Raw genomic sequence first — 14,350 nt, 5'->3', positions numbered from 1 at the left:
CGGCCCCTCACTTCGCCCGGAGGCGGGTACGCCCGGTACGCTCACCGCCGTGCCACACGCTGATCAGTCCCAAACCACCCAGAAGGGCCATCCCGTGACATATCCCGGGCCGCCCAGGCCGGTGCGAGTCTCCGCCACACCCCTCGCGGAACTCGCCGATCAGCTGGGTGCTTCCACACCGCAGAACGCCGCCGAGGTCACGGGCATCACCCACGACTCCCGGGCCGTGCGCCCCGGCGACCTGTATGCCGCCCTGCCGGGGGCCCGGCTGCACGGTGCCGATTTCGTCAACCAGGCCGCGGGCCTCGGCGCCGCCGCCGTGCTGACCGACCCGACCGGCGCCGAGCGCGCCGCCGCGTCCGGGCTGCCCGTCCTGGTCGTCGACGACCCGCGCGCGCAGATGGGCGAGCTGGCCGCCACGATCTACGGCCACCCCGGCCGGGACCTGCTCCAGATCGGCATCACGGGCACCTCCGGCAAGACCACCACGGCCTACCTCGTCGAGGGCGGCCTGAAGACGGTCAGGTCCACCGGCCTGATCGGCACGGTCGAGATGCGCATCGGCGACGAGCGCATCAAGTCCGAGCGCACCACCCCCGAAGCCACCGACCTGCAGGCCCTGTTCGCCGTCATGCGCGAGCGCGGGGTCGACGCGGTCGCCATGGAAGTCTCCAGCCACGCCCTGGTCCTCGGCCGGGTCGACGGCTGTGTCTTCGACATCGGCGTCTTCACCAACCTCAGCCCGGAGCACATGGAGTTCCACTCCGACATGGAGGACTACTTCCAGGCGAAGGCGCAGCTGTTCACCCCGAAACGGGGCAAACTCGGCGTGGTCAACGTCGATGACGAGTACGGCCGCAGGCTGGCGAAGGAAGCCACCGTCCCGGTCGTGACCTACTCCGCCGAGGGCCACCCCGACGCCGACTGGCGCGCCGAGGACGTCGAGGTCGGCCGGCTGGACTCGACGTTCACCGTCGTCGGTCCCAAGGGCGAGCGGATCAGCGCCAAGTCGCCGCTGCCCGGGCCCTTCAACGTGGCCAACACCCTCGCCGCGATCGTCGCCCTCGCCGTCGCCGGCCTGGACCCGCAGGCCGCCGCCGACGGCGTCGCCGCCGTCCCCGGTGTCCCGGGCCGCCTGGAGCGCGTCGACGCCGGTCAGCCCTACCTCGCGGTCGTCGACTACGCCCACAAGACCGACGCCGTCGAGTCCGTGCTGCGCGCCCTGCGCAAGGTCACCGAGGGCAAGCTGCACATCGTCCTCGGCTGCGGCGGCGACCGGGACAGGACCAAGCGCGAGCCCATGGGCGCCGCGGCGGCCCGGCTCGCCGACACCGCCACCCTGACCTCCGACAACCCCCGTGGCGAGGACCCCCTCGCGATCCTCGCCACGATGCTCCAGGGCGCGGCGTCCGTGCCCGCGCACGAGCGCGGCGAGGTGCAGGTCTTCGAGGACCGGGCCGCCGCGATCGCCGCCGCCGTCGCCCGCGCCGAGCCCGGCGACACCGTGCTGGTCGCGGGCAAGGGCCACGAGCAGGGCCAGGACATCGCCGGGGTGGTCCGTCCCTTCGACGACCGCCAGGTGCTCCGCGAAGCCATCCAGAAGACCCAGGGGATGAACTTGTGATCGCCCTACCCCTCGCCGAGATCGCAGAAGTCGTCGGCGGGCAGATGCACGACATACCGGATCCGTCCGTCCAGGTCACCGGTCCGATCGTCCGGGACTCCCGCGAGGCGGGGCCGGGCAGCCTGTTCGTGGCCTTCGCCGGGGAGCGCGTGGACGGCCACGACTTCGCGGCGGCGGTCGTCGAGGCGGGAGCGGTGGCCGTGCTCGCCACCCGCCCCGTCGGCGTACCGGCGATCGTCGTGGACGACGTCCAGACCGCCCTCGGCGCCCTCGCCCGGCACGTCGTGGCCCGCCTCGGCGCCACCCTCGTCGCCCTCACCGGCTCGGCGGGCAAGACCAGCACCAAGGACCTCATCGCGCAGGTGCTCCGGCGCAAGGCACCGACGGTGTTCACGCCCGGCTCGCTCAACAACGAGATCGGGCTGCCGCTGACCGCCCTCAGCGCGACCGAGGAAACCAGGTTCCTCGTCCTGGAGATGGGCGCCCGCGGCATCGGGCACATCCGCTACCTCACGGAACTGACCCCTCCGAAGATCGGTCTGGTGCTCAACGTCGGGTCCGCCCACATCGGCGAGTTCGGCGGCCGTGAGCAGATCGCCCAGGCCAAGGGCGAACTCGTGGAGTCCCTCCCCGAGGAGGGGACGGCCGTCCTCAACGCGGACGACCCCTACGTACGGGCCATGGCCTCCCGTACGAAGGCGAAGGTGATCTTTTTCGGAGAGTCCGGCGAAGCGGACGTCTCTGCCGAGAACGTGCGACTCACGGACACCGGACAGCCCTCGTTCAGGCTTCACACACCCTCCGGTGCAAGCGATGTGACCATGCGCCTGTACGGTGAGCACCACGTGTCGAACGCGCTCGCCGCGGCCGCCGTCGCCCACGAGTTGGGCATGTCCGCTGACGAGATCGCCGTGGCGCTCTCCGAGGCGGGCTCCCTCTCCCGCTGGCGGATGGAGGTCACCGAGCGCCCGGACGGCGTGACGGTCGTCAACGACGCCTACAACGCGAATCCCGAGTCCATGAAGGCCGCGCTGCGCGCGCTGGCGGCCATGGGCAAGGGACGCCGTACGTGGGCGGTGCTCGGCAAGATGGCCGAGCTCGGGGACGAGGCTCTCGCCGAGCACGACGCGGTCGGACGGCTCGCCGTCCGGCTCAACGTCAGCAAGCTCGTCGCGGTCGGCGGCAGGGAAGCCGCCTGGCTGCAACTGGGCGCATATAACGAGGGTTCGTGGGGTGAGGAGTCGGTGCACGTGTCCGACGCACAGGCGGCGGTCGACCTGTTGCGCAGCGAGTTGCGCCCGGGGGACGTCGTACTCGTGAAGGCGTCCCGTTCGGTCGGCCTCGAGAGCGTGGCGCAGGCGCTCATCGAGTCCGGTGCCGAGGGTGAGGTTTCCGCCCGATGATGAAGCAGATCCTGTTCGCAGGAGTCATTGGTCTCTTTCTCACGCTGGTCGGCACTCCGCTGCTGATCAAGCTCCTCGCGCGCAAGGGCTACGGCCAGTACATCCGCGACGACGGCCCGCGCGAGCACGCCAGCAAGCGCGGTACGCCCACCATGGGCGGCATCGCCTTCATCCTGGCGACCGTCGCCGCGTACTTCCTGGCCAAGGTGATCACGGGCTATCTGGACCCGGACGTCGACGCGGCGCCGACCTTCTCGGGCCTGCTGGTGCTCGGCCTGATGGTTGGCATGGGCCTGGTCGGCTTCCTCGACGACTACATCAAGATCGTCAAGCGGCGTTCGCTGGGCCTGCGCGCCAAGGCGAAGATGGCCGGCCAGCTGATCGTCGGCATCGGCTTCGCGGTGCTGTCGCTGCAGTTCGCGGACAACCGCGGCAACACCCCGGCCTCCACGAAGCTGTCGTTCATCACGGACTTCGGCTGGACGATCGGCCCCGTGCTGTTCGTGGTCTGGGCGCTGTTCATGATCCTCGCGATGTCGAACGGCGTGAACCTGACCGACGGTCTGGACGGTCTGGCGACCGGCGCCTCGGTGCTGGTCTTCGGCGCCTACACCTTCATCGGCGTCTGGCAGTTCCAGGAGTCCTGCGCCAACGCGCAGACGCTGACCAACCCGGGCGCCTGCTTCGAGGTGCGGGACCCCCTCGACCTCGCGGTGGTGGCCTCCGCGCTGATGGGCGCCTGCCTCGGGTTCCTGTGGTGGAACACCTCGCCGGCCAAGATCTTCATGGGTGACACCGGTTCGCTCGCGCTCGGCGGTGTGCTCGCCGGCCTCGCGATCTGCTCCCGCACCGAGCTGCTGATCGCCCTCCTCGGCGGCCTGTTCGTCCTGATCACCATGTCGGTGGTCATCCAGGTCGGCTCCTTCAAGCTCACGGGCAAGCGCGTCTTCCGGATGGCGCCACTCCAGCACCACTTCGAACTCAAGGGCTGGTCCGAAGTGCTCGTCGTGGTCCGCTTCTGGATCATCCAGGGCATTTGTGTGATCGTCGGACTTGGCCTCTTCTACGCAGGATGGGCAGCGGACAAGTGACCTCCTCGGAGCCCTTCGACTTCCAGGGCAAGCATGTCACCGTCGCCGGGCTCGGCGTCTCCGGCGTCCCGGCGGCCAAGGTGCTGCACGGCCTCGGCGCGAGCGTCACGGTGGTCAACGACGGCGCCGACGAGCGCGCCCGGGCGCAGGCCGCCGAGCTGGAGGCGCTCGGCATCACCGTGCGCCTCGGTGACGGCGACACCCTGCCCGAGGGCTCCGAGCTGATCGTCACCGCGCCCGGCTGGAAGCCGGACAAGCCGCTGTTCGCGGCGGCGGAGCAGGCGGGCGTCCCGGTCTGGGGCGATGTCGAGCTGGCCTGGCGCCTGCGCGGCCCCGACGCCGCCGACTGGCTCGCCGTCACGGGCACCAACGGCAAGACGACGACCGTCCAGATGCTCGCCTCGATCCTGAAGGCGGCGGGCCTGCGCACGGCCGCCGTCGGCAACATCGGCGTCTCCCTGCTGGACGCGGTCCTCGGCGAGGAGCGCTACGACGTCCTGGCCGTGGAGCTCTCCAGCTATCAGCTGCACTGGGCGCCCTCCCTGCGCGCCCACTCGGCCGCGGTGCTGAACCTCGCCCCCGACCACCTCGACTGGCACGGCTCCATGGAGGCGTACGCCGCCGACAAGGGCCGTATCTACGAGGGCAATCGCGTCGCCTGCGTCTACAACGTCGCCGACAAGGCCACCGAGGACCTGGTCCGCAGGGCCGACGTCGAGGAGGGCTGCCGCGCCGTCGGCTTCACCCTCGGCACCCCGGGCCCGTCCCAACTCGGCGTCGTGGAAGGCATCCTGGTCGACCGCGCCTTCGTCGAGGACCGGCACAAGAACGCCCAGGAACTCGCCGAGGTCGGCGACGTCAACCCGCCGGCCCCGCACAACATCGCCAACGCCCTCGCCGCGGCGGCCCTCGCCCGCGCCTACGGCGTGCCCGCCAGGGCCGTCCGGGACGGCCTGCGGGCGTTCACCCCCGACGCCCACCGCATCGCGCACGTGGCGGACGTGGACGGGGTCGCCTACGTCGACGACTCCAAGGCCACCAACACGCATGCGGCGCAAGCCTCGTTGGCGGCGTACGAGCCGATCGTGTGGATCGCGGGCGGGCTCGCGAAGGGCGCGACCTTCGACGAACTGGTCGCCATGTCGGCGAAGCGGCTGCGGGGTGCCGTGCTGATCGGCGCGGACCGCGCGCTCATCCGGGAAGCCCTCGCGCGACACGCCCCGCAGGTACCCGTGGTCGACCTCGACCGGACCGACACTGGGGCGATGCGCGCGGCGGTCCAGGAGGCGCGGAGACTCGCTCAGGCGGGCGACACGGTGCTGCTGGCCCCGGCCTGTGCCTCCATGGACATGTTCGCCAACTACAACAAGCGCGGGGACGCTTTCGCGGACGCCGTTCGTGAGCTCGGCTCCGCCGACGGCTGACCCGGGTCCGCCTCGCCCGGCGGCGGTGCCGGGCGTACCTGGGAGGGACGCGTGACACGGATGTGGCTGGTGCCCGAGCGGCCTGGGGGCGTTCACCGCGCAACGCTCCCCTCCGGCACGGCAGGGTGAGCGGCGATGCCCACCAGCCGCACCGGACGGCCCCCGACCCCGCGCGCCCCCAAACGCCCCGCCCCGCCACGGCTCGCGCGTGAGAACCGCGTCCTGAGCCTCTACATCCGCGCGCGCAGGGGCTGGGACCGGCCGCTGACCGCCTACTACCTGATCCTCGGCGGCAGTCTGCTGATCACCGTGCTGGGACTGGTGATGGTCTACTCGGCCTCCCAGATCACCGCGCTGCAGATGTCGCTGCCGGGTTCGTACTTCTTCCGCAAACAGCTGCTCGCGGCGGGGATCGGCACCGGTCTGCTGCTCGCGGCCTCGCGGATGCCGGTGAAACTGCACCGGGCGCTCGCCTACCCGATCCTCGCGGGCGCCGTCTGCCTCATGATCCTGGTGCAGGTCCCCGGGATAGGGGTCTCGGTCAACGGCAACCAGAACTGGATCTCCCTGGGCGGCTCCTTCCAGATCCAGCCCAGTGAGTTCGGCAAGCTCGCCCTCGTGCTGTGGGGCGCCGACCTGCTCGCCCGCAAGCAGGACCGAAGGCTGCTGAACCAGTGGAAGCACATGCTCGTGCCGCTGGTCCCGGCCGCCTTCATGCTGCTCGGTCTGATCATGATCGGCGGCGACATGGGCACCGCGATCATCCTCACGGCCATCCTGTTCGGCCTGCTCTGGCTGGCCGGCGCCCCCACGCGGCTGTTCGCCGGGGTGCTGTCGATCGCCGCCGTCCTCGGCCTGATCCTCATCAAGACCAGCCCCAACCGCATGGCCCGGCTGCAGTGCCTGGGCGCCACCGAACCCCAGTCGGGGCCCGTCGACTGCTGGCAGGCCGTGCACGGGATCTACGCCCTCGCCTCGGGCGGAATCTTCGGTTCCGGGCTGGGTGCGAGTGTGGAGAAATGGGGCCAACTCCCCGAAGCCCACACCGACTTCATCTTCGCCGTCACCGGTGAGGAACTGGGCCTGGCGGGGACGCTGTCGGTCCTCGCCCTCTTCGCGGCTCTAGGCTATGCGGGTATCCGCGTGGCCGGACGCACGGAGGACCCCTTCGTCAGGTATGCCGCGGGAGGCGTGACCACCTGGATCACGGCCCAGGCCGTGATCAACATCGGTGCGGTGCTCGGTCTGCTGCCGATCGCCGGCGTCCCCCTCCCGCTGTTCTCGTACGGGGGATCCGCCCTGCTGCCGACCATGTTCGCCATCGGGTTGCTGATCGCCTTCGCGCGTGAGGACCCCGCTGCGCGGATGGCGCTTGCGATGCGGCAACCCCGCTTTGGTAGAAAGCGGGGGGCTGGGGGCACCGGTTCCGGTCGGAGTCCCCGGAGATGGAACACGATGCGACGGCGTGCCTCGGCGGCGCGCTCGTCCGGAGAGCGGTGAATTTCGGTGCATGTCGTACTCGCCGGCGGAGGAACCGCGGGCCACATCGAGCCCGCGCTCGCCCTCGCGGACGCCCTGCGCAGGCAGGACCCGAGCGTGGGCATCACGGCCCTGGGCACGGAGCGAGGCCTCGAGACCCGTCTCGTACCCGAGCGCGGGTACGAACTCGCGCTGATCCCCGCCGTTCCGCTGCCGCGCAAGCCCACCCCCGAGCTGATCACCGTCCCGGGGCGGCTGCGCGGCACGATCAAGGCGACCGAGCAGATCCTGGAGCGCACCAAGGCGGACGCCGTGGTCGGCTTCGGCGGCTATGTCGCCCTGCCCGGCTACCTCGCGGCCAAGCGCCTGGGTGTCCCGATCGTCATCCACGAGGCCAACGCCCGCCCGGGACTGGCCAACAAAATCGGCTCGCGCTACGCCAGCCAGGTCGCCGTCTCCACGCCCGACAGCAAGCTGCGGGGCGCCCGCTACATCGGCATCCCGCTGCGCCGCTCCATCGCCACGCTCGACCGGGCCGCCGTACGCCCCGAGGCCCGGGCCGCGTTCGGGCTCGACCCGAACCTGCCCACGCTGCTGGTCACCGGCGGCTCCCAGGGCGCCCGCCGCCTCAACGAGGTCGTCCAGCAGGTCGCGCCCTGGCTCCAGCAGGCCGGGATCCAGATCCTGCACGCGGTCGGCCCGAAGAACGAACTGCCGCAGGTCCACCAGATGCCGGGGATGCCCCCCTACATCCCGGTAAGTTATCTGGACCGGATGGACCTCGCGTACGCCGCGGCCGACATGATGCTCTGCCGCGCGGGCGCGATGACCGTCGCCGAACTCTCCGCCGTCGGGCTCCCGGCCGCCTACGTCCCGCTGCCCATCGGCAACGGCGAACAGCGGCTCAACGCCCAGCCGGTGGTCAAGGCCGGCGGCGGGCTGCTGGTCGACGACGCGGAGCTGACCCCCGAGTGGGTCCAGCGACACGTTCTGCCCGTGCTCGCCGACCCGCACCGGCTGTACCAGATGTCCCGTGCCGCCGCCGAGTTCGGCCGCCGGGACGCCGACGACCTGCTCGTCGGCATGGTGTACGAGGCGATCGCCGCCAGTCGTGCACACCGATAGGACTGTATGACGGAAGGCAGGGAGCGTGGCCGGATCGACCACCGCCGAGCGCGGTGAACGCCAGCAGGAGTCGTCCGGCCCGCCGCCCCGCCTGAGGTCGAGACGGGCCCGGCTCCGCGCGATCGTCCTCCTGGGCCTCGCCCTGGTGTTCCTCGGCATCCCGGCCATCTGGCTGTTCTACGGCTCCGACTGGCTGCGCGCCGAGCACGTCTCGGTGTCCGGCACCCGGGTGCTGACACCGGCTCAGGTCGAGGCGGCCGCCGAGGTTCCGCTGGGGAAGCCGCTGATTTCCGTCGACACCGATGCGATCGAGACGCGACTGCGCCGGACATTGCCCCGAATTGACTCGGTTGACGTGGTCCGCTCCTGGCCCCGCGGAATCGACCTGAAAGTGGTAGAGCGGACTCCGGTTCTGATTGTCCAAAAGGGCGAAAAGTTCGTTGAAGTGGACGACGACGGTGTCCGCTTCGCCACGGTTTCCGAGGCCCCGAAAGGCGCCCCCGCACTGGAATTGACGCTCTCCCGCACCGGCTCCGCCGCAGCGAGCCTGCGCCGCTTCGGCGAGTCCCGGCTGCTGCGCGCCGCGGTCGATGTCGCCCGCGCGGTTCCGGCCGCCGTCGCGCACGAGACACGGACCGTCAAGGTTCGTTCCTACGACGACATCTCGCTGGAGTTGCGGGACGGCCGTACGGTCCTGTGGGGGAGCAGTGAGAAGGGCGCCGCGAAGGCTCGCACACTCACCGCTCTGATGAAAGCCTCACCCGGCGCGCGGTACTTCGACGTGAGCGTCCCCACCGCGCCCGCGTCATCAGGGAGTTGACGCACATCCGCGCAGGCCAGCACCCTGGTTGGGCAGCGCTACGGCTGATCACATAGGGTGAAAAGAAAAACGGGAGGTTCGGCGTGTTCGTTGAACGTGCGCCACTTGTCGACTTAGTGTCCTGTTCAGAAGACTCCAAGGAACAGACACACTGGTAACCCTAAACTTCAGGGTTAGGGTTCGGGTCGGCGATACGGACCGTCCCATTCGGCATCAGTCGTCGGGTCGCGGGGCGCAGGGCGTCACGCTGATTCGGCGACACGTAACTCGAGGCGAGAGGCCTTCGACGTGGCAGCACCGCAGAACTACCTCGCAGTCATCAAAGTCATCGGTGTCGGCGGCGGTGGTGTCAATGCCATCAACCGGATGATCGAGGTCGGTCTCAAGGGCGTCGAGTTCATCGCCATCAACACCGACGCGCAAGCTCTGTTGATGAGCGACGCCGACGTCAAGCTGGACGTCGGCCGTGAACTCACCCGCGGACTCGGCGCCGGAGCCAACCCGGCCGTGGGCCGCAAGGCCGCCGAGGACCACCGCGAGGAGATCGAGGAGGTCCTCAAGGGGGCCGACATGGTCTTCGTGACAGCCGGTGAAGGCGGCGGCACCGGCACCGGCGGCGCACCCGTCGTGGCCAACATCGCCCGCTCGCTCGGTGCCCTCACCATCGGTGTGGTCACCCGCCCGTTCACCTTCGAGGGGCGGCGCCGGGCGAACCAGGCCGAGGACGGCATCGCCGAACTCCGCGAAGAGGTCGACACCCTCATCGTCATCCCGAACGACCGGCTGCTGTCCATCTCCGACCGCCAGGTCTCGGTGCTGGACGCCTTCAAGTCGGCCGACCAGGTCCTGCTCTCCGGTGTCCAGGGCATCACCGACCTCATCACCACCCCGGGCCTCATCAACCTCGACTTCGCCGACGTCAAGTCGGTCATGTCCGAGGCCGGCTCGGCCCTGATGGGCATCGGCTCGGCCCGCGGCGACGACCGCGCCGTGGCCGCCGCCGAGATGGCGATCTCCTCGCCGCTGCTGGAGGCGTCCATCGATGGCGCCCGCGGTGTGCTGCTCTCCATCTCCGGCGGCTCCGACCTCGGTCTGTTCGAGATCAACGAGGCCGCCCAGCTGGTGAGCGAGGCCGCCCACCCCGAGGCCAACATCATCTTCGGCGCGGTGATCGACGACGCCCTCGGCGACGAGGTCCGGGTCACCGTGATCGCGGCCGGCTTCGACGGCGGCCAGCCGCCCGCCAAGCGGGACAACGTCCTCGGCTCGTCCTCGGCCAAGCGCGAGGAGCCGACCCCGGTACGGCAGACCGAGAGCCGCCCCTCCTTCGGATCGCTCGGCAGCGTGACCCCGAAGGAGGACCCGGAGCCCGCGCCGGAGCCGGTCAAGGACATCCCGGTCGCCCCGCCGGTCCCGCCGGCGCCGCGGACCTACTCGGACAGCGCGGCCGAGGAACTGGACGTACCGGACTTCCTCAAGTGATCCTTCCGTCGTGATAGGACAGCGCGAAAGCGCGAGCGGCGCGCACTTCGGCTTCACCGACCGGTGGGGCGGGGTGAGCGCCGCTCCGTATGAGGAGCTCAACCTCGGCGGAGCGGTCGGCGACGATCCCGACGCCGTACGCACCAACCGGGACCTGGCCGCCAAGGCCCTCGGCGTCGAGCCGGACCGGGTCGTCTGGATGAACCAGGTGCACGGGGCCGACGTGGCCGTGGTGGACGGGCCGTGGGGCTCTTCGACCGCGATCCCGTCGGTCGACGCCGTCGTCACCACGCGCCGGGGGCTCGCCCTCGCCGTGCTCACCGCCGACTGCGTGCCGGTGCTGCTCGCCGACCCCGTCGCCGGGGTCGCCGCCGCGGCCCACGCGGGCCGGCCCGGCATGATCGCCGGAGTCGTCCCGGCCGCGCTACGCGCGATGACGGCACTGGGCGCCGAGCCCTCCCGGATCGTCGCCCGCACCGGGCCCACCGTTTGCGGCCGGTGCTACGAAGTACCCGAGGCGATGCGCGCCGAGGTGTCCGCCGTCGAGCCGGCGGCGTACGCCGAGACGAGTTGGGGCACACCGGCGGTCGACGTGAACGCCGGAGTGCACGCCCAGCTGGAACGGCTCGGGGTGCGCGACCGGGAGCAGTCGCCGGTGTGCACGCTGGAGTCGCACGATCACTTCTCGTACCGCCGCGAACGCACCACCGGTCGGCTCGCGGGTTATGTGTGGCTGGACTGATAGGGCATGACGGATCGTAAGGACGAACTCGCCACAAATCTGGCGAAGGTGGAACGGCGCATCGCCGACGCGTGCGCGGCCGCGGGGCGGGCACGCGACGAGGTGACCCTCATCGTGGTCACCAAGACCTACCCCGCGAGCGATGTGCGCATCCTCGCGGAACTCGGCGTGCGGCACGTCGCCGAGAACCGCGACCAGGACGCGGCCCCCAAGGCCGAGGCCTGCTCGGATCTGCCCCTCACCTGGCACTTCGTGGGTCAACTCCAGACAAACAAGGTGCGATCTGTGGTCGGTTACGCGGATTTCGTGCAGTCCGTCGATCGTTCCAAGCTCGTCACGGCTCTGTCGAAGGAGGCCGTCCGGGCCGGGCGCGAACTGGGATGTCTGCTTCAGGTCGCACTCGACGCCGGGGAGAGCGGCCGGGGCGAGCGCGGAGGTGTCGGGCCCGGCGGCATCGGAGAGTTGGCGGGTCTCGTGGCCGACGCCCCGGGCCTCCGGCTCGACGGACTGATGACCGTCGCGCCGCTCACCGGGGAGTACGCGGGACGCGAGCGGGTGGCCTTCGAGCGGCTGATGGATTTGTCGACCGACCTGCGCCGGAGTCATCCGGCTGCCACCATGGTCTCGGCAGGGATGAGTACGGACCTCGAACAGGCCGTGACGGCCGGAGCGACACATGTGCGCGTCGGCAGCGCGGTACTCGGAGTCCGCCCCAGGCTCGGGTAACGTCGCCAAGAAGTCGGACCACAGCAGAAAATATGGTCATTGTCGCCGATAGGCGGATTCAAGGACCTCGTGGATCGCGGGCACTTGGCAGTCGTCAGCCGATCCACCACAGAGCGGAGGACTCAGAGCATGGCCGGCGCGATGCGCAAGATGGCGGTCTACCTCGGCCTCGTGGAGGACGATGGGTATGACGGCCGCGGATTCGACCCCGACGACGACTTCGAACCCGAACTGGACCCGGAGCCCGAGCGGGACCACCGACGGCACGAGCCGTCCCACCAGCCGCACGTCTCACATCGGCCTCAAAGGGACGAAGAGGTACGAGTCGTACAGCCGCCCGCGCCTCGCGAACCGGCCGCCCGTTCCGCTTCGCTCCCCGCGGAATCGAACCGCCCGGCGCGCATCGCGCCCGTGGCATCCATCACACAAGAACGCGCAAGTCTGGAGAAGAACGCACCGGTGATCATGCCCAAGGTCGTGTCCGAACGAGAGCCTTACCGGATCACCACGCTTCACCCACGGACCTACAACGAGGCCCGTACCATCGGGGAACACTTCCGTGAAGGCACTCCGGTGATCATGAATCTGACTGAGATGGATGACACAGATGCGAAGCGACTTGTCGACTTTGCGGCTGGTCTGGTGTTTGGTCTTCACGGCAGTATCGAGCGGGTGACGCAGAAGGTGTTCCTGTTGTCGCCTGCTAACGTCGATGTCACGGCGGAGGACAAGGCCCGCATCGCAGAGGGCGGGTTCTTCAACCAGAGCTGAGACGCACCACCGGAACAGCAGTACCGAGCAGGGCACAGGGGAGAGGGAAGCAAGAGGTCATGAGCGTGGTTTTGGATGTCGTCTACATCGCGCTGATGTGCTTCCTCGTCGTGCTCATCTTCCGGTTGGTCATGGACTATGTCTTCCAGTTCGCCCGCTCGTGGCAACCCGGCAAGGCGATGGTGGTCGTTCTGGAGGCCACCTACACTGTCACTGATCCACCGCTCAAGCTTCTGCGGCGGGTCATTCCGCCGCTGCGTCTCGGGGGCGTGGCGCTAGACCTGTCCTTCTTCGTACTGATGATCATCGTCTACATCCTGATCTCGATCGTGAGCCGGCTGTGATGAGCGATGTGACCTACCGTCTTGCCGAATGCCGACGACTACGTTGAGGTGAAGAGATGCCGTTGACCCCCGAGGACGTGCGGAACAAGCAGTTCACGACCGTCCGCCTCCGAGAAGGCTATGACGAGGACGAGGTCGATGCCTTCCTCGATGAGGTCGAAGCCGAACTGACCCGCCTGCTCCGCGAGAACGAGGACCTGCGCGCCAAACTGGCCGCGGCCACGCGCGCTGCTGCCCAGAACCAGCAGAACATGCGCAAGCCGCCGGAGCAGGACCAGCAGCAGCAACAGCAGCAGCAGGGCATGCGAGGTCCGGGTGGTCCCGTACCCGCCGGCATATCGGGCCCGCCGCAGCAGCAGATGGGTGGCCCCATGGGTGGCCCGCCCCAGCTGCCGAGCGGTGCCCCGCAGCTGCCCGCCGGTCCCGGCGGTCAGGGTGGACCTCAGGGTCCCGGTCCGATGGGCCAGGGTCCGGGTCCGATGGGCCAGCCCCCGATGCAGCAGCAGATGGGCGGCCCCATGGGCGGCCCCGGCCCGATGGGCGGTCCGATGGGCGGCCCCGGCCAGGGCGGCCCCGGTGGCGACAGCGCCGCCCGTGTCCTGTCGCTGGCCCAGCAGACCGCCGACCAGGCGATCGCCGAGGCTCGTTCCGAGGCCAACAAGATCGTCGGCGAGGCGCGTTCGCGTGCCGAGGGTCTGGAGCGTGACGCCCGTGCCAAGGCCGACGCCCTGGAGCGGGACGCGCAGGAGAAGCACCGCGTCGCGATGGGCTCCCTGGAGTCCGCCCGCGCCACCCTGGAGCGCAAGGTCGAGGACCTGCGCGGCTTCGAGCGCGAATACCGCACACGCCTGAAGTCGTACCTGGAGTCGCAGCTGCGCCAGCTGGAGACCCAGGCCGACGACTCGCTGGCCCCGCCGCGCACTCCGGCTGCCGCGTCCCTCCCGCCGTCCCCGGCGCCTTCCATGGCTCCGGCCGGCGCGAGCGCCCCGTCCTACGGCGGTGGCAACCAGACGATGGGCGGCGCCCCGTCGCCGTCCGGTCCGTCCTACGGCGGCCAGCAGCAGATGTCGCCGGCGATGACCCAGCCGATGGCGCCGGTGCGTCCGCAGGGCCCGTCGCCGATGGGTCAGGCACCCTCGCCCATGCGGGGCTTCCTGATCGACGAGGATGACAACTGACGGCCTGATGGCCAGTAGTACGGCATAGACGTCGGCAGCGTTCAGGGCGAGGCCCCGGGTGACCACCCGGGGCCTCGCCCTTTTGCCACGCGCGTTCGTGTCCGCTGCCACGCGCGTTCGTGTCCGCGCAGACGCGTTCGT

The 14,350-nt window shown here is 70.0% G+C and carries 13 protein-coding genes; all 13 read left to right on the top strand.

What is annotated here, in order from left to right; translation table 11 throughout:
• Positions 1-94 precede the first annotated feature (94 nt).
• The 13 genes from HDC93_RS12835 (at position 95) to HDC93_RS12775 (ending at position 14,209) form a co-directional block, all read left to right on the top strand.
• Positions 95-1,624 carry a UDP-N-acetylmuramoyl-L-alanyl-D-glutamate--2,6-diaminopimelate ligase gene (locus tag HDC93_RS12835; RefSeq protein ID WP_185010204.1) on the top strand — a complete coding sequence of 510 codons (1,530 nt, stop codon included), beginning with the start codon at positions 95-97 and terminating at the stop codon, positions 1,622-1,624.
• The gene (gene murF / locus HDC93_RS12830; protein ID WP_185010202.1) at positions 1,621-3,027 is read left to right on the top strand and encodes a UDP-N-acetylmuramoyl-tripeptide--D-alanyl-D-alanine ligase; all 1,407 of its coding nucleotides are present in this window, start codon (positions 1,621-1,623) and stop codon (positions 3,025-3,027) included. Before HDC93_RS12835 ends, murF begins: the two co-directional genes overlap by 4 nt.
• On the top strand, positions 3,027-4,118 hold the full coding sequence (gene mraY, locus HDC93_RS12825; RefSeq protein WP_030848214.1) for a phospho-N-acetylmuramoyl-pentapeptide-transferase: 1,092 nt from the start codon (positions 3,027-3,029) through the stop codon (positions 4,116-4,118). The genes murF and mraY overlap by 1 nt, the downstream gene beginning before the upstream one ends.
• A complete protein-coding gene (gene murD / locus HDC93_RS12820; protein ID WP_185010200.1) occupies positions 4,100-5,542 on the top strand; it encodes a UDP-N-acetylmuramoyl-L-alanine--D-glutamate ligase in 1,443 nt (480 codons plus the stop codon). The genes mraY and murD overlap by 19 nt, the downstream gene beginning before the upstream one ends.
• A 135-nt stretch (positions 5,543-5,677) precedes the next feature.
• Positions 5,678-7,042: a putative lipid II flippase FtsW gene (ftsW, locus tag HDC93_RS12815; protein WP_185010198.1), complete on the top strand. Its 1,365-nt coding sequence runs from the start codon at positions 5,678-5,680 to the stop codon at positions 7,040-7,042.
• 6 nt (positions 7,043-7,048) lie between these two features.
• Positions 7,049-8,146 carry an undecaprenyldiphospho-muramoylpentapeptide beta-N-acetylglucosaminyltransferase gene (gene murG / locus HDC93_RS12810; RefSeq protein WP_185010196.1) on the top strand — a complete coding sequence of 366 codons (1,098 nt, stop codon included), beginning with the start codon at positions 7,049-7,051 and terminating at the stop codon, positions 8,144-8,146.
• Between the two features lie 25 nt (positions 8,147-8,171).
• Complete coding sequence (locus tag HDC93_RS12805; protein WP_185010193.1) at positions 8,172-8,966, top strand: FtsQ-type POTRA domain-containing protein; 795 nt, start codon at positions 8,172-8,174, stop codon at positions 8,964-8,966.
• 288 nt (positions 8,967-9,254) lie between these two features.
• Positions 9,255-10,448, top strand: coding sequence for a cell division protein FtsZ (ftsZ, locus tag HDC93_RS12800; protein WP_185010191.1), 1,194 nt, complete (start codon positions 9,255-9,257; stop codon positions 10,446-10,448).
• A gap of 10 nt (positions 10,449-10,458) precedes the next feature.
• Positions 10,459-11,190, top strand: a complete 732-nt coding sequence (gene pgeF, locus HDC93_RS12795; protein ID WP_185010189.1) for a peptidoglycan editing factor PgeF — start codon at positions 10,459-10,461, stop codon at positions 11,188-11,190.
• A 6-nt stretch (positions 11,191-11,196) separates the two neighbouring features.
• The gene (locus HDC93_RS12790; protein WP_185010187.1) at positions 11,197-11,916 is read left to right on the top strand and encodes a YggS family pyridoxal phosphate-dependent enzyme; all 720 of its coding nucleotides are present in this window, start codon (positions 11,197-11,199) and stop codon (positions 11,914-11,916) included.
• 129 nt (positions 11,917-12,045) lie between these two features.
• Positions 12,046-12,687 (top strand): cell division protein SepF, encoded by a 642-nt coding sequence (locus HDC93_RS12785; RefSeq protein ID WP_185010185.1) that lies wholly within the window; start codon positions 12,046-12,048, stop codon positions 12,685-12,687.
• A gap of 59 nt (positions 12,688-12,746) precedes the next feature.
• The gene (locus HDC93_RS12780) at positions 12,747-13,031 is read left to right on the top strand and encodes a YggT family protein (RefSeq protein WP_185010183.1); all 285 of its coding nucleotides are present in this window, start codon (positions 12,747-12,749) and stop codon (positions 13,029-13,031) included.
• A gap of 56 nt (positions 13,032-13,087) precedes the next feature.
• Positions 13,088-14,209, top strand: coding sequence for a DivIVA domain-containing protein (locus HDC93_RS12775; RefSeq protein ID WP_185010181.1), 1,122 nt, complete (start codon positions 13,088-13,090; stop codon positions 14,207-14,209).
• Positions 14,210-14,350: the final 141 nt, after the last annotated feature.

The organism is Streptomyces sp. AK010 (assembly GCF_014207295.1).
Lineage (GTDB): Bacteria > Actinomycetota > Actinomycetes > Streptomycetales > Streptomycetaceae > Streptomyces > Streptomyces massasporeus.
Note: the sequence above shows the minus strand (reverse complement) of the source record. Positions and strands in the feature narration are given on the sequence as shown.